The following is a 17,895-nucleotide window of genomic DNA, read 5'->3' as shown; positions in this document are numbered from 1 at the left end:
ATGCCCCTTCATACGTAAGCATGCATAACGATTCGTCGCAGGGGTGCCGTCGAATCGAAAGCTGCGCTGGCGGGGGGCAACTTGCCGACCCCACGCCTCGGCCGGTCAGCGTTTGCGAACGAATTCGGCCCGCAGGACCAATCCCTTGATGCCGGGATACTTGCAGTCGATCTCCTGCGGGTCGCCCGTCAGCCGGATCGACTTGATCAGCGTGCCCTGCTTCAAGGTTTGCCCGGCGCCCTTGACGTCGAGATCCTTGATCAGGGTAACCTGGTCACCATCAGCCAGGAGGTTGCCGACGGCGTCGCGAACCTCAACGGCGCTGGCGGCTTGGCGCTTTGCCGCGAGTTCGGATGCTGGCAGCCATTCGCCGCTGTCCTCGTCGTAGACATAGTCTTCATCTTCGCTCATCGTTCCCTCCATTCGCGCATCCCCGTGGCACGCGGGGGCGCTGCTTGCCAGCAAAAGCGGCATTCGAGGGAGGATATGCTTGGATCGGACAATCGTTCGCCTGGGACCTGGCGATGCTGACGCAGCGACCGAGACGTTGACTGCTGCCTTCCGTCAAGATCCGGCGATGAACTGGATGTTTGCCAATGATGAATCCCGCGAGCGTCGAATGCCGCAGTTGATCCGCTGGATGTTCCACGATCACCTGCGGCACGGTATGGTACTGGGAACGGCCGGATGTGAAGTCGTCACGCTGTGGCGGCCACCGGGGAGCGTTCATGAGCATGCAAGTCTGACGCCGCCGGCGCTGGTGCGCTTTATCGCGATGCTCGGCACGGCCGTGCTGCGGGCGGAGCGCGCGGACCGGATGATCGGCAAGCATTTGCCGAAGGGTGAGCGCCAGTTCTATCTGCGCATGGCCGGTGTTCGACCTGACAGGCAGGGGCAGGGCCTTGGCGGCCTTGCCATCCGGGCTGGCCTTGCCGAAGCCGACGCTGCGGGGCTACCGGCCGTTCTGGAAACCGCGACGGAGAGCAATGTCGGGCTTTACCGCTCGATGGGTTTCGAACTGATCGACACGTGGCCGGTCGCCAGAAAGGGCCCGACATTCTGGACCATGGCCAGGCCGGTGCCGTTCAGGTGAAGGCATCGACCATCAGCTTGCCGCCAAGCATGACCATCAGCAGGTAGATGATGGTGTAGAACCGATCAGGCTTGAGCGCGCGGACGACACGGACAGAGATCAGTGTGGTAATGACCGCCAACGGGACGAGCAGAGCGGCGGCCACCACCACTTCGTGGGTGAAGGCCCCAAGCATGATATAACTTGGCACCTTGAGCCAATTGATCGCGGCGAAAAGGATCGCGTTGGTTCCGGCATACATCAGGTGCGGAAGCTTGCGCGGGGTGACCCACATCTGGAAGGGCGGACCGCCCGCATGGGCGACCTGGCTGGTAAAGCCGGTGGCCATTCCGAACAGCGCGCCGACCCAGCCCGGAGATGCAGACGCGGCGGCCACGCGATTGCCACGCTCGATCCACAGGCGGTAAAGGCCGAACATGAGCGTGATGCCGCCGAGAACGCCCATGAGTGCCTTCTCGTCGATACTGGCAGCAATGGCCCAGCCGATGCCGATGCCGACCATCGCTCCCGGCAGCATCCAGCCGACGATCCATTTGTCCCAGGCATGCCGGAAGGACCAGACGCTGACGACGTCCTGAACGATGAGGATGGGCAAGAGGATGGCGGCGGCGGTCGATGGCGGAAGAGCCAAGGCGGCAACGGGTGTGCCAAGTGCTCCGAGACCGGAAAATCCGCCCTTGGCCATGCCAACGAGAATGACAGCCACTGCGCAGGCGGCGAGGGTTGCAGGATCGGAAAGGAGCATCTGTCTATCGGGTCCGTGGCTTCCATGGCCATTCGATGACCCCGCCGGCCCACAGCGCAAGCCAGACGAGCACCGGTTGCGCAAACATGCGAGGGACATGATAGGCGAGGCCCGCGCCGTGATCCGACTTTGCCAGATCAATCGCAAAGTGGTTGATGTTGGCCGGGAAGACACACACCGCATAGAGTGCGAGACCTATGGACGCAGCCCGGCGGATCGGCAGGGAAGCGCCTTGCGCCAGGCCAACAGCCCCGAGCAGTTCGGCAATGCCTGTCCACAGCACGACAGCTTCGGGGGCAGGGACCCATTGCGGCATGATGATCAGGAACGGGCGGGGCGATACGATGTGGATCACGCCCGCCGCGAAGTAGAACAGTGCCAGCGCCAGACGGGCAGCGGCGCGGATCATGCGCCGGGTTTCCAGCCGGGCGGGGCGAGGGTGAACCCGGCAAAGTCAAATCCCGGCGCCACAATGCACGAGACAAGCACGTAGCCATGTTCACCGGCGACAGGTTCGGCGGCTTGCCAGTGCCCGGCAGGAACGATCCCCTGCAGATCTTGCGTGGCGAGATCGTTTCCGAGGATCAGCGTCGAGGGTGCAGTTGTGGATTCCGCTGCAGTGTGCAGTGCAAGAGCATCACCCGCCTGCCAGATCCAGATCTCGTCAGCATCGACGCGGTGCCAGTGTGATCTTTCGCCAGCTGCCAGCAGGAACAGGATCGCCGTGCTCGAGGCGCGTCCGCCGCCGACTCCACGCGCACGCCAAGTTTCCCGGAACCACCCTCCCTCAGGATGGGGCGCGAGGTTCAGGCTGGAAATGATTTCATGCGCGGGCATCACGAAACGGTTGCCCGACATACGCGCTGAGTCAATCACCACAGTGCTGGGGTAAGTTGAAGGGGAACAGGAGAAACTTCGGTCCAGCCAAGCGCCGCGATAGCCGAGTTGCTTTCCTTGGCAGTCCTGTGTTCAGCGAGCGACCAGGTTATGTGCCAAGTGCCGCCGTCTGGTCTGCCAGTCGTCCCATCAATTGAAACGATATATGCCTCAACCCCTTCAGCATCGTCGACATATCCGACAATTTCAGCACCATGCACCGCTTCTGGCGGGATTGTTCCTGCGACTGACAGAGTCACGTGGTCAGCAATGGCTCGCTCGTAACGAGGCGGGAGGGCGGCAAGGAGGTTTTCGCGCTGGGTTCTGTCCAGCTTCCAACCCAGTGTCATGCCGCCCCCTCGTTCATTTTACTGGGGCGTGGTGAGCGCCCCGGTTACCCAGATGACTGTCAATGCACCGATGGCCAGGACCAGGCTGATCAGCAGGACCCAGCGTACCACGTTGAGGCCTTCGCCCCCGCGAGCCTCTTCGGTGGTGATGTGCGTTTCTTCGCCGCGTCGTTCCATGGCGCTTCTCCTTCGGTAGAACCGTGCTTGGCGACTCTACGCGCAGGCAAGCGCCCTGTTCCGGCAATGCCCCCATGGACATGACCGGAACGGTGATTAATTCAGATCAATCAATCGCGCAGGAGTTCGTTGATCCCGGTCTTGCTACGGGTCTGCGCGTCAACCGTCTTGACGATGACGGCGCAGTAGAGCGACGGGCCGGGGGTGCCGTCGGGCAGGGGCTTGCCCGGCATGGCACCGGGAACGACGACCGCATAGGGCGGCACGCGGCCAACGTGGACTTCACCCGTGGCGCGGTCGACGATCTTGGTGGAAGCGCCGAGGTAGACGCCCATCGACAGCACTGCGCCTTCGCCGACGATGACGCCTTCGGCCACTTCGGAGCGGGCGCCGATGAATGCGCCGTCTTCGATGATGACGGGGCCTGCCTGCAGCGGTTCGAGCACACCGCCGATGCCGGCGCCGCCCGAGATGTGGACGTTCTTGCCGATCTGCGCGCAGGAGCCGACCGTTGCCCAGGTATCAACCATGGTGCCTTCATCGACGAAGGCGCCGATGTTGACGAAGCTTGGCATCAGCACCACGCCCTTGGCAATGTGTGCGCCCTTGCGCGCGACGGCACCGGGGACGACGCGGAAACCGGCTTCGCGGAAGCGGTTCTCGCCCCAGCCTGCAAACTTCGAGGGCACCTTGTCAAATGCAGGAGCGCCGCCCGAGCCGGCCTCGATCACTGCGTTGTCGTTCAGGCGGAACGAGAGCAGCACGGCCTTCTTGAGCCACTGGTTGACGCGCCATTCGCCGTCCACCTTTTCGGCAGCGCGGGCCTTGCCGCTGTCGAGCAGTTCGAGCGCGGCCTCAACCACTTCTCGCACGGCATCGCTAGCCGGGGTGACATTGGCGCGGTCCTCCCAGGCGGCTTCGATGGCAGCTTGCAGCTGGTCTGTCATGGCGTTTCTCCGTGCGGGATCGGTATGGAACAAAATTGCGTGGCGACTAGCCGAGCGTTGCCTGATCGGCAAGCGCCGCAATCGTATGATCCAGCCATGCGACGACATCGTCTGTGACCACGTCGATTGCGGCATCATCCTTGGCGCGATCGCCCCAGTCCGTGGCGAGATCGAGCCAGACCGTCTGCATGCCGAGGGCCTTGGCCGGGGCGAGGTTGCGCGCCATGTCTTCGACGAAGACCGAAGTCTCGGGATTGACGCCCAACGCTTCGATCATGCTGGTGTATGCCGTGGGCTCGGGCTTGGGTTTGTAGGCCATGGCGTGGATGTCCCACAGCCCGTCGAAACTGTCGGAAAGATCGAGTCCGGCAAGCACCCTGGCGGCATAGGCATCATCGCCATTGGTGAAGAGGATCTTGCGGCCCGGGAGTTTCGCCAGCCTGTCTGCCAGACGCGGTGCGGCAGCCAGCGGGGTAATGTCGATGTCGTGCACGAAGCCGAGAAAATGGTGCGGATCGGTGGCGTGGTAATGCATCAGGCCTGAAAGGGTGGTGCCGTGATCGTGGAAGTAGAGCTTCTGCACGCGCCGAGCCTCCAGCTCGTCGCAGCCGAGCAGTTCCTTGATGAACAGGCCCATGCGCTCATCGATCTGATCGAACAGCCGGGTCGATGGGGGATAGAGCGTGTTGTCGAGATCGAAGATCCAGCAGTCAACAATCGTGGGATCGAAGGGCATTTGCGCATTCCAGTCCGGAACTGTGTCATTCGGCATTTACGGCCAACGGGTTATCAGCAAGACTTGGGCAAAGCTACCGGAGCCGGGGTGCGGTGATGTCGGAAATTCGCTGGTTTGGTTACGCCGCAGTGGCCGCGCTGGCTGCTGGATTGGCGGCATGCGGAGGGGGAGGCAGCGTCTCCAGCACGCCCGCGCCTGCGCCGGCCCCGACGCCCACCCCAGTCCCAACGCCAACTCCCACGCCAACCCCCACTCCCACTCCGGTCAATTTCGTTACCGCAGAGTATCGCCGGTCGGATGGGCCTTCGCTTCATGGCGCGATCACGGCCTGGCAATCGGGCGCGAGTGGGGCAGGGACCACGATTGCCATCGTCGATTCCGGTATAAATACGTCCAATACCGAGTTTGCCGGAAGGATTGCCTCATCATCGACCGACGTGGTGCAATCGCGCGGATTGGACAACGCCGACGATGATCACGGGACGCAGGTTGCCCTGACGGCAGCAGCGGCCCGCAACAATTCAGGGATCGTCGGGATCGCCTGGGGCGCAACGATCCAGATGCTGCGGGCCGATACGCCGGGTTCGTGCGCGGCGTCGGATGGCTGCACTTTTGCCGACAGTGCGATAGCGGCGGGCATCAATGCTGCGGTCGCCTCGGGCGCAAAGGTCATCAATCTTTCGCTCGGTGGCGATCCCGCGAACTCGACCCTGCGGTCGGCTGTTGCCCGGGCGGCCGCGGCGGGCGCGGTGATCATCGTTTCAGCCGGGAACGACGGCGACAGCACCGATGCCGGGATCGATCCCAACAACCCCGATCCCTTTGCGCAATCACTGCTCCAGGCGGGCGGAAGCAACGTGATCATCGTCGGCTCGGTCAATGCCAGCGGCGTGGCTTCGGCCTTCAGCAACAAACCGGGAAGCTCGGCGGCGTCGGTGCTGATGGCGCAGGGCGAGGACGTCTGCTGCGTGTACCAGGGCAGCCAGATAAAGACCGAGACGAATGCGCAGGGAACATTCGTGACAGTGGTCAGCGGGACAAGCTTTGCCGCGCCGCAGGTTTCAGGCGCGGCCGCGCTTCTGGCGCAGGCTTTCCCGAACCTGACCGGCACCCAGATCGTCGACCTGCTGCTGCGGACCGCGCGCGATGCGGGGGCGACGGGGACGGATACGATCTATGGCCGCGGCATTCTGGACATTGCGCGGGCATTCTCGCCGCAGGGGCAGACCGGGTTGGCGGGGACGCAGGTGGCAGTGTCGCTCGACAGCCTTGCGGGCACGAGCAGCGGGGCGATGGGCGATGCCTTGGCGGGAGCCTCGCTCGGCACGGTAATGCTGGATGGCTACCAGCGGGCTTACAGGCTGAACCTTGCGGCGGGCTTGCGGTCAGGCCAAGCGAGGTTGCCTTTGCATGAAGCGCTGGCGGCGGGCGGCAGGCCGGTGGCGATGGATGCTTCGGGCTTTGCGCTGGCGTTTACGGTGGACCGGCGCTTCGGCGCGGTGCCCTTGCGACTGGCGCCGGGTGAGGGGCAGCAGGCGCGGGTGCTGGCGTCCTCGGTGGTGACACGGCTGGACCGGTCGCTCGATCTGGCGCTGGGCTGGAAAGTGAGCGCGGAGAGCCTGACCGCGAGGTTGCAGCAGCGGCACGAGCCGCAGTTCCTCGTCGCGGGGATGGCGAGTGGCGTGTTCACGCGGCCCGAGACGGGCATGGGGGCGCGCTATCGGTTGGGGCGTATGGGGCTGACGGTTTCGGCGGAGCGCAGTGTGCTGGTGCGCAGCGATCCGCTGCGAGAACGGCGCGAGGACCGGATGACGCAGTTTGGCTTGGCGCTGGATGGCGGGCAGGGTGGCGCGTTGGATTGGCGGCTCGGCCTTGGCCTGATGCGTGAGGAGCGCACGGTGCTGGGCGCGCGCTTTGCCGATGCGCTGGGCGGCGGCGGGGCGACGACGGCGACGGTATCGCCGGGGCTTGGCTGGCGCTTCGGGGATGGCTGGGCGCTGGGGGCGACGGGCAGCCTGGGCTTCACGCGGATCGACAGCGGGGCGGTGGCGACAAGCGGCTCGCGGCTGGTGTCGTCCTCATGGAGCGTCGATCTTTCGCGCGAGGGTGTCTTGGCGGGCGGCGACCGTCTGGCCTTGCGCCTCTCACAACCCTTGCGGGTGGAGCGCGGCGGGCTGGACCTGAACCTGCCGGTGGCGTGGGACTATGCAACGCAGAGCGCCACCTTCGCCCGCGTGCCGCTGTCGCTGGCGCCGAAGGGGCGGGAGCTTGACGCGGAACTGGCCTGGGCGACGGCGCTGTGGGGTGGGGACGCCTCGGCCAGCGTGTTCTTCCGCAAGGAGCCGAGGCATTTTGCCAAAGCGGGGGGGGATGGCGGAGTTGCGGTGCGGTGGTCGCGGGGGTTTTGAGTAGGTTAAGCGACACACGCACGGTAATTGGTGTTTTGCACTATTGGTGGTTAGCTGGCTGTCGTGTCTGATAGCATGAGGGACTGATGGAAGAGCGCTACTTACCCCCGTCTGACTTCCTCCAAGCTGTCATCAACGAGGATGTGCCATTTGGCGAACACGATTTTGGCGAGAAGAACCTTGCCCGCCTGATCGAAATGACGCGGGATGCAGATCCGGCGAACCGCGACTGGGCAACTCTTTTGCTTTCGCAGCTGGGGATGGATCGGCCCGATGTTCGCGCGGCCTTGGTAAAGGCAGCAGAAGATGAAAATTCGGCAGTACGTGCCGAGGCCATCCTTGGCTTGGCGCAAATGCATCGCGGGTTGGCACTGCCGCTTTTAAGAAAGGAACTTAAGGGCTGGCACGTGAACATGCCACTACTTGAAGCGGCGACAATCGTTGCAGATGTGTCGTTGGTGGAGGATCTCGAAGCCTTCGCTGAGCCCTCCGGTAACAAGCTGTTAGACCAGATGGTTGTCGATGCGATCAACGCGTGCCGCCCGGTTTGATTACTAACAAAAACTGGCGAACCAGACGTTTAGACAACTCCGGTATGCTCCGGAAATTTCTAAACTGGCGCCACGATCCTCACCCCTGCGGCACCAAATGCCGCAACTTAGCACCTTCACCATCCTCAAGCACATATAGCGTCCCATCCGGTGCCTGCTCGATCTCGCGGATGCGGTTGCCGAGGTCTATGCGTTCGAGTTCGGTGGCTTTTTCGCCTTCGATCTTCACGCGGACGATTCCGCCTGAGCCCAGACCCGCGATCAGGGCCTGGCCTTGCCATTGGGGGAAAGCCGAGCCTGTGTAGAAGATCATGTTGCCCGGCGCGATGACGGGGTTCCAGCTGATCGCGGGCTGGGCGAGGTCGGGGCGGGTCTTGTTGCGAGGGATCGGCTTGCCGTCGTAATGGTCGCCGTCCGATACCAGCGGCCAGCCGTAGTTCCTGGCCGGTTCGACGTGGTTGATCTCGTCACCGCCGGCAGGGCCGTGCTCGATGTCCCATAGCCGGCCATCGGGCGAGAAGGCGAGGCCGAGCAGGTTGCGGTGACCGTAGGACCAGATCTGTGCCGAAACGCCGCCCTTGCCCGCAAACGGGTTGCCTGGCGCAGGAGTGCCATCGGGCAGCAGGCGGATGACCTTGCCGAGGTTCGCGTTCAGGTCCTGCGCGGGCGTGAACTTCTGCCGGTCGCCGGAGGTGATGAACAAGTATTTGCCATCGGGCGAAAAGGCGATGCGATGCGAATAGTGGCCGCGCCCGGTGACCTTGGGAAATTGCCGCCAGATGATGCTGAGGTCCTCAAGGCGTGGGGCGAGGCGGGGGGCATCGCCCATCACCAGTCTGGCGCGAGCGACGACTGCGCCGCGCGTATCGTTCTGACCCGCTTCCGCCCAACTCAGATAGACCATGCCGCTCTGCGCGAAATCGGGCGCGGCGACGACATCGCCAAAGCCGCCTTGTCCGCCGTAATCGACCGTGGGGGTGCCCGCGATCTCGACGGTCTTATCGGTGCCTTCGGTCCAGAGCTTGAGCTTGCCCTTCTTCTCGGTGATCAGCGCCTGGTTGGTGCCGGGAAGGAAGGTCATCGCCCAAGGCTCGTCGAACGTGGCGACATCGGTGATCGCGATGCCCGCTGTGGAAGGGTCAGCGCCCTGGGCAGAAATCGATGAGCCGCAGCTTGCGAGGAGCAGGGCGAGAGGCGATAGCGAGCGCAGGATCGGATTCGTCATGCAGCCCACAATGCCTCTGAACGCCAGTTGTGCCACCTCCTTTTCGTCCATGGTCACCATCGGCGTGGACGAGGCGGGGCGTGGGCCGCTGGCTGGGCCGGTCGTGGCGGCGGCGGTGGTGCTGTGCAAGCCGCGTCCATCGGGGCTGGATGACTCCAAGAAGCTGAGCGCGGCGCGGCGGGCGGAACTGGAAGAGAAGATCAAGCGGCGCTGCCGGTGGGCGGTGGGTGTGGTCGAGCCCGAGGAGATCGACCGGCTGAACATCTTCGGTGCGACGATGCTGGCGATGACGCTTGCGGTGCAGGCGCTGTGCGAGCAGATCGCGCATGACGAAGGCGTGGGCGAAGTGCTGATCGACGGCAACCTCACGCCGCACGGCCGTCGCCCGGAATGGTGCTGGCCGGCGCGGCCGATCGTCGGCGGTGATGCCCTCGAGCCGTGTATTTCGGCCGCCTCGATCATCGCCAAGGAACATCGCGACCGGATCATGCGCGAGGCGGCGCTGACGCATCCGCACTACGGGTGGGAGCGCAATGCGGGCTATGGCACACCCGAGCATCGGGCGGCATTGCGTGAGCATGGGCCGACGCCATTGCACCGGCGCAGCTTTGCCCCGGTGGCGCAGTTGCAGCTGCTCTAACGAAAAAATTTGCCGGTGAGTCCGTCCGGGCACACCACTAGATGTTGAGTCCCACGCCGCCAGCCAGACTCAACATGTCGAAATAGACTCTTTTCGTTCTCATCCCGGATGGCGCGCGACTCGCCGGAATCTGGCGAGTCGAAGCTTGACGGCGAGTCTCCGATGACTCAAACGGTGCCCTTATCCACAAGGGGTCAGGGACAAGATATGGCAGTTGCAGTCAAGGAACGCGCGAAGGCTTTGCGTGCGGCGCCGGCAAAGGTGCTCAAGGCAGATGTTGCGCTTCCGGTGAACCAGATCCTGCGCGGTGACTGCATTTCGGAAATGCGCAAGCTGCCCGATGCCTCGATCGACATGATCTTTGCCGACCCGCCCTATAATCTCCAATTGGGCGGTGATCTGGCGCGGCCCGATGGCAGCCATGTCGATGCGGTGACCAACGACTGGGACAAGTTCTCGAGCTTTGCCGTCTATGACCAGTTCACGCGCGAGTGGCTGACCGAGGCACGCCGCCTGCTCAAGCCCGATGGCTCGATCTGGGTGATCGGCAGCTATCACAACATCTTCCGCGTCGGCACGATCCTGCAGGACCTCGGCTTCTGGATCCTCAACGATATCATCTGGCGCAAGGCCAACCCGATGCCCAACTTCAAGGGCACGCGCTTTACCAATGCGCACGAGACGCTGATCTGGGCGTCAAAGAGCGAGAAGTCGAAGTACACCTTCAACTACCGCGCCATGAAGACGCTCAATGATGAACTGCAAATGCGCTCGGACTGGGTCCTGCCGATCTGCTCCGGCCCCGAACGCCTGCGTCGCAACGGCACCAAGGCTCACCCGACGCAGAAGCCCGAGGCGCTGCTCTATCGTGTGATGCTGGCAACGACCAACAAGGGCGATGTGGTGCTTGACCCATTCTTCGGCACGGGCACCACAGGCGCGGTGGCCAAGCGCCTGGGTCGCGACTGGATCGGCTGCGAGCGCGAGGACGACTACATCGAAGTGGCGCAGGAGCGCATCGAACTGGCGCTGCCGCTTGACGAATCTGCGCTTGTTACGATGCAGTCGAAGCGCACGGCGCCCAAGGTTGCCTTCGGTGCGCTGGTTGAGAGTGGCTATCTGGCCCCCGGCACCCGCCTGACCGCCAAGAAGGGCAAGTTCGAGGCAGTGGTGCGGGCTGATGGTTCGCTTCAGGCAGGCGCGGAGATCGGTTCGATCCATGGGCTTGGTGCAAAGTTGCAGGGCGCGCCATCGTGCAATGGCTGGACCTTCTGGCATGTCGAGCACGAGGGCGAGGTGAAGCCGATCGATGCGCTGCGACAGTTGTACCTGCTCGCCGTCGAGGATTGATGCCTCGCGTCTATATCCGTCCGATCGCGTTCGCCGACAGTCCGCAAGCGGAAGATGGCGAGACGATCAGGCTGGGCGGGGGCCTGATCTACGCCAGCCGCTTTGTCCTGATCGTGCGCGAGGGCGGAAAGGTGGTCTCGCGGCAGAGGTTTGGCGCGGGCGATGTTCAGAAGGCAATTGCCACCTTGCCCGATGCCTTGGCCGCCGATGCAGCGGAGCAATGGGACAACTTGCGCTGCACGCACGCGCCCATCGCCTGCGGGCAGCGGATGGTGCGGTTCGATCAGCCGGTGGTGATGGGTATCCTCAATGTGACGCCCGACAGCTTTTCCGATGGTGGCCAATTCCTCGACAAGCCTGACGCCGCGCTTGAGCACGCCCACGCGATGCTATCAGCCGGGGCGGGGGTGATCGACGTCGGTGGTGAATCCACCCGCCCCGGCGCCGCGGCGGTGTGGGAAGGCGACGAGGCAAAGCGCGTGGTGCCGGTGATCGAGCAGCTTGCGGCAGCAGGCGCAGCGATTTCCATCGACAGTCGGCGCTCCTCGGTAATCGAGGCGGCGCTGGCGGCAGGGGCACACATCGTCAACGATGTTTCGGCTATGCGTCATGACGCCCGGACGACTGAGATCGTGGCTCGTTCCGGGGCTCCGGTGGTGCTGATGCATGCGCCTGGCAACGACGGCGATCTGCATGCCGATGGCGACTACGCCGACGTTGTGCTCGATGTGTTCGATGCCTTGCGCGAACGCCGTGACGCAGCCGTCGCGGCGGGGATTGCGCGGGAGAAGGTCCTGCTGGATCCCGGCATAGGCTTTGGCAAGTCGCTCGCGGAGAACCTTGCGCTGATCAACGCCCTGCCATTGTTCCATGCGCTTGGTCAGCCGATCCTGTTCGGGGCCAGTCGCAAGCGGATGATCGGGGCGCTTTCCAACGAGGTGCCAGCCCATCAGCGCATGGCCGGTTCGGTCATGCTGGCGCTCAAGGCGATGGATGCCGGCTGCCAGATGGTGCGCGTGCACGATGTGGCCGAAACCGTGCAGGCCATGCACGTCTGGCGCGGCCTGCGCGATGCGGCGCTGACGGATTTCAGCCAGCTTGCCTAGAGCGAGACGCCGCCATCGCTGACCAGGCAGGTGCCGGTGATGGTCGCTGCTGCGTCGGACAGCAGGAAGCCGATCTGCGCCGCAACCTCATCCGCGCTGGCGAAGCGCCCAAGTGGCGTAGCCTCCTTTGCCATTGCGGCAAGCGCTTCGGCGCGTCCACCATGCTGTTCGATCAGCGGTGCGAACCATTCGGCGCGGTCCCAAATGCCAGTGTCGACGCCGCCCGGTGCGATGGCGTTCACCCGCACGCCGTACCTTGCGGCTTCGGCAGCCGCGACCTTTGCCAGCTGGATCGTCGCGGCCTTCGATGCGGAATAGGCCGCGGTTCCGGCGGCTGCCTTGATGCCGGAGACCGAGGCCGTCAGCACGACCGCTCCGCGGTTTGCCCTCTTCATGGCGCGCAAGGCGGTACGCAGCGAAAGGAACATGCCGTCGAGATTGACCGACAGTGTCTTGCGCCAGGCGGTGATGTCGAGGTCAGTGATCTCGCCGTTGCTGGCGATACCGGCATTGAGCACGGCGTAATCGATCCGAGGCACTTCGCGCTCCAGCAGTTTCCAGAGCGAGGGATCCGAGACGTCGCCGCCAAAAGGATGGACCTTGCAGGACAGGCCCAGCCGGTCGAGCGCTGGCCTGTCAATATCGACCAGAACGAGCTCGCCGATCCCCTGCGCATCGAGCCAGCGCGCGGCGCTGGCACCTATCCCCGCGGCGGCACCGGTGACAAGCGCGATGCAACCTGCAAATTCCCTATTTCCCGTCATGCCGGGAAGCTAGCGCGGGTCAGGCCGCGTTGTCGATGCCAAGTTCCGAAAGCTTGCGGTAAAGAGTGGAGCGGCCGATACCAAGGCGGCGGGCAACTTCGGTCATGCGACCGCGATAGTGGCCGATTGCCAGCCGGATGACGTCGGCCTCGATGTCTTCGAGAGGTCGCAGGTTGCCATCGGGTGCGAACAGGGTGATGCCGGCGCCATCGGTAACATTCGGTGCGCGGCGGCTGGATTCCCCGATCAGGTTCGAAAGGCTGGGGAAGTCTTGTGCCGTTAGCGCCTCGCCATCGCAGAATACGGCGGCGCGGAACAGGGTGGCCTGCAACTGGCGGACATTTCCAGGCCAATCATATGCCGACAGAAGTGCCAACGCTCCATCAGTAATGCCGAGCGGCCTGAGCCCTGGCTGTTCGCCGATGCGGGTCAGGAAATGCCTTGCAAGGGCCGGAATATCGGCGGAGCGCTCGCGCAAGGCGGGCAGCAGGACCTGTGTCTGGCTCAGCAAGGCATGGAGTTCGGCGCGGAAGTCGCGGGTCTCGACAAGGTCCCGCAGGCCAGCATTGGCGCAGGCGATCACTCGAACATCGACGCGGAATGAATGCCGAGCTCCGATGGGCTGGACGTCACCCCGTTCGAGAAAGCGGATCATTCGCTCCTGCACGTAATCCGGCAGGCGATCGACCTCGTCGATGACAAGGGTGCCGCCATCGGCGTGCTGGAGCAATCCGACGTGACGTTCGAATGCTCCGGCGAAAGCGCCTTTCTCGTGTCCGAACAACGCGGATTCAACCTGATTGGCAGGCATGCCGCCGACGTTGATGGTCTTGAGTGCGGCCCGGCTGCGCGGGCTGGCGGCGTGCATGGCGCGGACCAGCATTTCCTTGCCTGTGCCGCTTTCGCCTTCGATCAACACGCTGCCATGGGTGCGCGCGGCCTTTGCCGCCACGGCCAGCGCCGCGCGGAAGGCCGGGGTTGCACCGATCATCGAATCGAAGTCGAGCGCGGCGCCGAATTTCTCGGTCAGGGGTTGCAGTTCACTGGCGTCGGTCTCGCGCGAAGTCGCGCTGCGCAGGGCCTGGAGCAGGCGTTCCGGCGCGACCGGCTTGATCAGGTAATCGGTGGCGCCTGCGCGCATTGCCTCCACAGCGAGCAGGGGCGAGTTGCTGGTAGTCAGCATCAGGATCGGAAGTGCGGGACGGCGTGCCTTCAATTCGGCGATGAGTGCGCAGGCATCGTCGCCCGGAACCCATTGATCCAGAATGATCGCGCCGAGTTGCATACCCTGGCGGGTGCCCAGCGTGGCGATCGCGCTTTCCGAGTCGCGGGCGATGACCGTGCGCCAGCCCTCCCGCGAAGCCAGCGCCGAAATCAGGCGGCACTGGGCGGGTTCATCGTCGATGAGCATGAGAAGGCGCTGTTCGGGCTCCTGCATGACCTAGTCTTTTGACTCCCCCGCAAATACGTCAGGAGCATTGCTCTAGGCCGATAGGGTAAAGAGCCGATTAAGCGCGATGAGACTGCTCCGCACTTGAGCGCAGGGGCGGCCATCGCTAGAGCATGCACGTCGCGCCCCAGTGGCGCATGGTTTTTGGGGAAGAAAATGGCTCCGGCAAACGACATCAAGGCTGCAAAGTCGACGTACGAAGGTTTCGTGAACATGGTGAAGTGGGCCACGCCGGCGATCTGCGCGCTGGTTTTCGTGGTCATCCTGGTGATCCAGTAAGAGCGCCGTGGCGGGGGCAATGAAGATCGCCGTCCTTCGGGAACGCGCGACAGGGGAGAGCAGGGTTTCGGCATCGCCCGAGACCGTGAAGAAGTTCATTGCCCTCGGGGCCACAGTGGCCGTCGAGATCGGGGCGGGGATTACCGCTTCGATCTCGGACGATGATTACCGCGCCGCCGGGGCCGAGGTTGCGGACAATGCGGTGCAGGGCGCGGACATCGTGCTTGGCGTGCAGGGACCGGAGCCTGAGCAGCTGGCAGGCGCAAAGCCCGGCGCATGGATCGTCGCCGGGCTTGATCCCTTCGGCAAGCGGGCACGAGTGGATGCCTATGCCGCTGCCGGATACGAAGCGCTGGCGATGGAGTTCATGCCGCGCATCACGCGTGCGCAGTCCATGGACATTCTGTCTTCGCAGTCGAACCTTGCCGGGTACAAGGCAGTGCTGGTCGCAGCGAACCTCTATGGCCGCGCGTTCCCGATGATGATGACGGCGGCAGGCACGGTCTCGGCTGCCAAGTGCTTCGTCATGGGCGTCGGCGTTGCCGGTCTTCAGGCGATTGCCACGGCGCGCCGCCTCGGTGCGCAGGTCTCGGCGACCGACGTGCGCTCTGCCACCAAGGAGCAGATCCAGTCGCTCGGCGCCAAGCCGATCTTCGTGGAAAGCGTCGCCGGTATCGAAGGCGAGGGCGCCGGCGGCTATGCCACGGAAATGAGCGAGGAATACCAGAAGGCGCAGGCCGAGCTGGTCAGCGCGCACATCGCCAAGCAGGACATCGTCATCACGACTGCGCTGATCCCGGGCCGTGCCGCGCCGCGCCTGATCTCGGATGCGCAGATTGCGACGATGAAGCCGGGCTCGGTGATCTTCGACCTTGCCGTGGCGCAGGGCGGTAACGTCGAAGGTTCGGTGCCCGATCAAGTCGTCGAAAAGCACGGCGTCAAGATCGTCGGCTATTCGAACACGCCGGCGCACCTGCCGGCGGATGCCTCGGCGCTGTTCGCGCGCAATCTCTACAACTTCCTCTCGGCCTTCTGGGACAAGGAGCAGGGCAAGCCTGTTCTGGACGAGGAAATCGGCAACGCCATCCGCCTGACGCAGGGCGGCAAGGTTGTGAACGAACGACTGCTCGGCTGAGGGGGAAAGCCATGGACTTCATATCGATCCTGAGCATTTTCGTGCTCGCCTGCTTTGTCGGGTACTACGTAGTCTGGTCGGTCACGCCGGCTTTGCATACGCCGCTGATGGCGGTGACCAACGCGATTTCGTCGGTCATCGTGGTGGGCGCGCTGGTCGCTTCGGCGGCTGCAGGTAGCCCATCGGCCAAGTGGCTGGGGCTGGGCGCCGTGGTGCTGGCTTCGGTCAACATCTTCGGCGGGTTCGCCGTGACGGCGCGCATGCTGGCGATGTACAAGAAGAAGGAGAAGAAGTGATGGAACACGTCGCTGTCTCTCCTTGGGTGGCGCTGGCCTATCTGGTCTCGGGCGTCCTCTTCATCCTCGCGCTGCGCGGGCTTTCCAGCCCGGCGACGAGCCGTGCGGGCAACCGCTATGGCATGATCGGCATGACCATCGCGGTCGCCACCACGCTGCTGACACACGAGATCGCCAGCTTGCCGGAAATCATCGTGGCGCTGGCCATCGGTGGCGGCATCGGCTTCGTCATCGCCCGCAAGATCGCGATGACCGACATGCCGCAGCTGGTCGCCGCGTTCCACTCGCTGGTCGGCCTTGCCGCCGTGCTGGTGGGCCTTGCCGCCTACCTCAATCCCGATGCCTTCGGGATCATGCTGCCTGACGGCCAGATCAACCCCGTCAGCCGCATCGAGCTAGGCCTTGGCATTGCGATCGGTGCGATCACGTTCTCGGGCTCGGTCATCGCGTTCCTCAAGCTTGCGGGCAAGATGAGCGGATCGCCGATCCTGCTGCCGGGACGCCACGTGCTGAACCTCGGCACGCTGGTGGCGATCATCGGCCTTGTGGCCTACTTCACGCAGAACCAGTCGTCCTGGGTGATCGCGACGATCACGGTTCTCAGCTTCATCATCGGCTTCCTGCTGATCATCCCGATCGGCGGCGCGGACATGCCGGTCGTGGTCTCGATGCTCAACTCGTACTCGGGCTGGGCGGCTGCGGCGATGGGCTTCACGCTGCACAACACCGCGATGATCGTGACCGGCGCGCTGGTCGGTTCCTCGGGCGCGATCCTTTCGTACATCATGTGCAAGGCGATGAACCGCGGGTTCCTTGCGGTTATCGCGGGCGGGTTTGGCGCCGAGGCCACTGCCGCTGGTGGCGCTGCCCGCGAGCAGCGCCCGTGGAAGCGCGGGTCTGCCGAGGATGCGGCCTACATGATGAGGGAAGCCGAGAACGTCATCATCATCCCGGGCTACGGCATGGCCGTATCCCAGGCGCAGCACGCGCTGCGCGAGATGGGCGACGTGCTCAAGAAGGAAGGCGTCAACGTCAAGTACGCCATCCACCCTGTGGCGGGCCGCATGCCCGGGCACATGAACGTGCTGCTGGCCGAAGCCAACGTGCCGTATGATGAAGTGTTCGAGCTGGAAGACATCAACAGCGAGTTCGCGCAGGCGGACGTGGCCTTCATCATCGGCGCCAACGACGTGGTCAACCCGGCGGCCAAGACCGACAAGTCCTCGCCGATCTACGGCATGCCGGTGTTCGACGTCGACAAGGCCAAGACGATCTTCTTCGTCAAGCGCTCGATGGGCGGCGTGGGCTATGCCGGCGTCGACAACGACGTGTTCTACATGGACCAGACCATGATGCTCTTGGCTGACGCAAAGAAGATGGTCGAGGATATCGTCAAGGCGCTGCAGCACTGATGCGCAAGGCTGCCGCTGTCATCGCCACGGCCTTGACGCTGGCAGCCTGCTCGCCATCAAAGCTGGCTTATGGAAAGGTCCGCTCGGCGCTCGTCGATGCGGGCCTTTCCGATTCCAACGCTTCGTGCATGGCGGAGCGCATGACCGACCGCCTGAGCATCGGCCAGTTGCAGCGGTTGCAGTCGCTTCAGGCACCTAAACGCGGGTTGGCCGATTATGTCGCCACGGTGAAGCGCCTTGGCGATGCCGAACTGCTTGGTGTCACGACAAGCGCCGCAGCGCTCTGTGCAAGCGGTCTGGCGCCAGAGAGGAAGCGTTAGCGGTCTGGACCTCCCGCGCCGCCTTTCGTAAGGCC

At 64.0% G+C, this 17,895-nt stretch carries 22 protein-coding genes; 11 read left to right on the top strand and 11 right to left on the bottom strand.

The features are described 5' to 3' along the window. Positions 1-105 precede the first annotated feature (105 nt). On the bottom strand, positions 106-411 hold the full coding sequence (locus IM701_RS08640; RefSeq protein WP_062346733.1) for an alkylphosphonate utilization protein: 306 nt from the start codon (positions 409-411) through the stop codon (positions 106-108). A 166-nt stretch (positions 412-577) separates the two neighbouring features. Between IM701_RS08640 and IM701_RS08635 the strand changes: the two genes are divergently transcribed. Continuing rightward, complete coding sequence (locus IM701_RS08635; RefSeq protein WP_039332379.1) at positions 578-1,093, top strand: GNAT family N-acetyltransferase; 516 nt, start codon at positions 578-580, stop codon at positions 1,091-1,093. Here IM701_RS08635 and IM701_RS08630 read toward each other — a convergent pair. The 7 genes from IM701_RS08630 to IM701_RS08600 all read right to left on the bottom strand — a co-directional run bounded on the left by IM701_RS08630 (position 1,086) and on the right by IM701_RS08600 (position 4,924). Then, positions 1,086-1,838 carry a sulfite exporter TauE/SafE family protein gene (locus IM701_RS08630; RefSeq protein ID WP_039332071.1) on the bottom strand — a complete coding sequence of 251 codons (753 nt, stop codon included), beginning with the start codon at positions 1,836-1,838 and terminating at the stop codon, positions 1,086-1,088. The genes IM701_RS08635 and IM701_RS08630 overlap by 8 nt on opposite strands. A 4-nt stretch (positions 1,839-1,842) precedes the next feature. Then, complete coding sequence (locus tag IM701_RS08625) at positions 1,843-2,247, bottom strand: DoxX family protein (protein WP_193826685.1); 405 nt, start codon at positions 2,245-2,247, stop codon at positions 1,843-1,845. Further along, entirely contained in the window at positions 2,244-2,675 is a 432-nt protein-coding gene (locus tag IM701_RS08620; protein ID WP_193826684.1) for a cupin domain-containing protein, read from the bottom strand. The genes IM701_RS08625 and IM701_RS08620 overlap by 4 nt, the downstream gene beginning before the upstream one ends. A 35-nt stretch (positions 2,676-2,710) precedes the next feature. Further along, positions 2,711-3,064: a hypothetical protein gene (locus tag IM701_RS08615; protein WP_082734707.1), complete on the bottom strand. Its 354-nt coding sequence runs from the start codon at positions 3,062-3,064 to the stop codon at positions 2,711-2,713. Between the two features lie 18 nt (positions 3,065-3,082). Next, positions 3,083-3,241: a hypothetical protein gene (locus tag IM701_RS08610; protein WP_169745699.1), complete on the bottom strand. Its 159-nt coding sequence runs from the start codon at positions 3,239-3,241 to the stop codon at positions 3,083-3,085. A gap of 110 nt (positions 3,242-3,351) precedes the next feature. Further along, complete coding sequence (gene dapD / locus IM701_RS08605; RefSeq protein ID WP_062346734.1) at positions 3,352-4,188, bottom strand: 2,3,4,5-tetrahydropyridine-2,6-dicarboxylate N-succinyltransferase; 837 nt, start codon at positions 4,186-4,188, stop codon at positions 3,352-3,354. A 46-nt stretch (positions 4,189-4,234) separates the two neighbouring features. Continuing rightward, on the bottom strand, positions 4,235-4,924 hold the full coding sequence (locus IM701_RS08600) for a pyrimidine 5'-nucleotidase (RefSeq protein ID WP_193826683.1): 690 nt from the start codon (positions 4,922-4,924) through the stop codon (positions 4,235-4,237). Between the two features lie 95 nt (positions 4,925-5,019). Between IM701_RS08600 and IM701_RS08595 the strand changes: the two genes are divergently transcribed. Then, positions 5,020-7,332, top strand: coding sequence for a S8 family peptidase (locus IM701_RS08595; RefSeq protein ID WP_193826682.1), 2,313 nt, complete (start codon positions 5,020-5,022; stop codon positions 7,330-7,332). Between the two features lie 86 nt (positions 7,333-7,418). Beyond that, positions 7,419-7,883, top strand: a complete 465-nt coding sequence (locus IM701_RS08590) for a HEAT repeat domain-containing protein (protein WP_193826681.1) — start codon at positions 7,419-7,421, stop codon at positions 7,881-7,883. A 79-nt stretch (positions 7,884-7,962) separates the two neighbouring features. Here the strand turns inward: IM701_RS08590 and IM701_RS08585 are convergent, their stop codons facing one another. Beyond that, positions 7,963-9,108: a PQQ-dependent sugar dehydrogenase gene (locus tag IM701_RS08585; protein WP_193826680.1), complete on the bottom strand. Its 1,146-nt coding sequence runs from the start codon at positions 9,106-9,108 to the stop codon at positions 7,963-7,965. Positions 9,109-9,157: 49 nt separating this feature from the next. Here IM701_RS08585 and IM701_RS08580 point away from each other — a divergent pair, with 49 nt between their 5' ends. The 3 genes from IM701_RS08580 (at position 9,158) to folP (ending at position 12,204) form a co-directional block, all read left to right on the top strand. Continuing rightward, positions 9,158-9,748, top strand: coding sequence for a ribonuclease HII (locus IM701_RS08580; protein WP_193828392.1), 591 nt, complete (start codon positions 9,158-9,160; stop codon positions 9,746-9,748). Positions 9,749-9,955: 207 nt separating this feature from the next. Then, positions 9,956-11,098, top strand: coding sequence for a site-specific DNA-methyltransferase (locus tag IM701_RS08575; RefSeq protein ID WP_305082404.1), 1,143 nt, complete (start codon positions 9,956-9,958; stop codon positions 11,096-11,098). Continuing rightward, positions 11,098-12,204, top strand: a complete 1,107-nt coding sequence (gene folP / locus IM701_RS08570) for a dihydropteroate synthase (RefSeq protein ID WP_370584295.1) — start codon at positions 11,098-11,100, stop codon at positions 12,202-12,204. The genes IM701_RS08575 and folP overlap by 1 nt, the downstream gene beginning before the upstream one ends. Here the strand turns inward: folP and IM701_RS08565 are convergent. Further along, complete coding sequence (locus IM701_RS08565; protein WP_193826678.1) at positions 12,201-12,968, bottom strand: SDR family NAD(P)-dependent oxidoreductase; 768 nt, start codon at positions 12,966-12,968, stop codon at positions 12,201-12,203. The two genes, folP and IM701_RS08565, sit on opposite strands and share 4 nt — an antisense overlap. A 19-nt stretch (positions 12,969-12,987) precedes the next feature. Further along, the gene (locus IM701_RS08560; RefSeq protein WP_193826677.1) at positions 12,988-14,406 is read right to left on the bottom strand and encodes a sigma-54 dependent transcriptional regulator; all 1,419 of its coding nucleotides are present in this window, start codon (positions 14,404-14,406) and stop codon (positions 12,988-12,990) included. A 168-nt stretch (positions 14,407-14,574) separates the two neighbouring features. Between IM701_RS08560 and IM701_RS08555 the strand changes: the two genes are divergently transcribed. From IM701_RS08555 to IM701_RS08535, 5 genes are read left to right on the top strand one after another with little or no spacing between them, the layout of a single operon-like run. Beyond that, the gene (locus IM701_RS08555; protein ID WP_082013273.1) at positions 14,575-14,697 is read left to right on the top strand and encodes an aa3-type cytochrome c oxidase subunit IV; all 123 of its coding nucleotides are present in this window, start codon (positions 14,575-14,577) and stop codon (positions 14,695-14,697) included. A 19-nt stretch (positions 14,698-14,716) separates the two neighbouring features. Continuing rightward, positions 14,717-15,832 (top strand): NAD(P) transhydrogenase subunit alpha, encoded by a 1,116-nt coding sequence (locus tag IM701_RS08550; protein ID WP_193826676.1) that lies wholly within the window; start codon positions 14,717-14,719, stop codon positions 15,830-15,832. Positions 15,833-15,843: 11 nt separating this feature from the next. Further along, a complete protein-coding gene (locus IM701_RS08545; protein ID WP_011445494.1) occupies positions 15,844-16,128 on the top strand; it encodes an NAD(P) transhydrogenase subunit alpha in 285 nt (94 codons plus the stop codon). Continuing rightward, entirely contained in the window at positions 16,128-17,540 is a 1,413-nt protein-coding gene (locus tag IM701_RS08540; RefSeq protein WP_193826675.1) for an NAD(P)(+) transhydrogenase (Re/Si-specific) subunit beta, read from the top strand. Before IM701_RS08545 ends, IM701_RS08540 begins: the two co-directional genes overlap by 1 nt. Continuing rightward, positions 17,540-17,860: a hypothetical protein gene (locus IM701_RS08535; RefSeq protein ID WP_062346751.1), complete on the top strand. Its 321-nt coding sequence runs from the start codon at positions 17,540-17,542 to the stop codon at positions 17,858-17,860. The genes IM701_RS08540 and IM701_RS08535 overlap by 1 nt, the downstream gene beginning before the upstream one ends. Positions 17,861-17,895: the final 35 nt, after the last annotated feature.

The sequence above is a fragment of the Novosphingobium sp. ES2-1 genome, assembly GCF_015169775.1.
Taxonomy (GTDB): Bacteria; Pseudomonadota; Alphaproteobacteria; order Sphingomonadales; family Sphingomonadaceae; genus Novosphingobium; species Novosphingobium subterraneum.
This window is presented reverse-complemented; position numbering and strand designations above follow the sequence as displayed.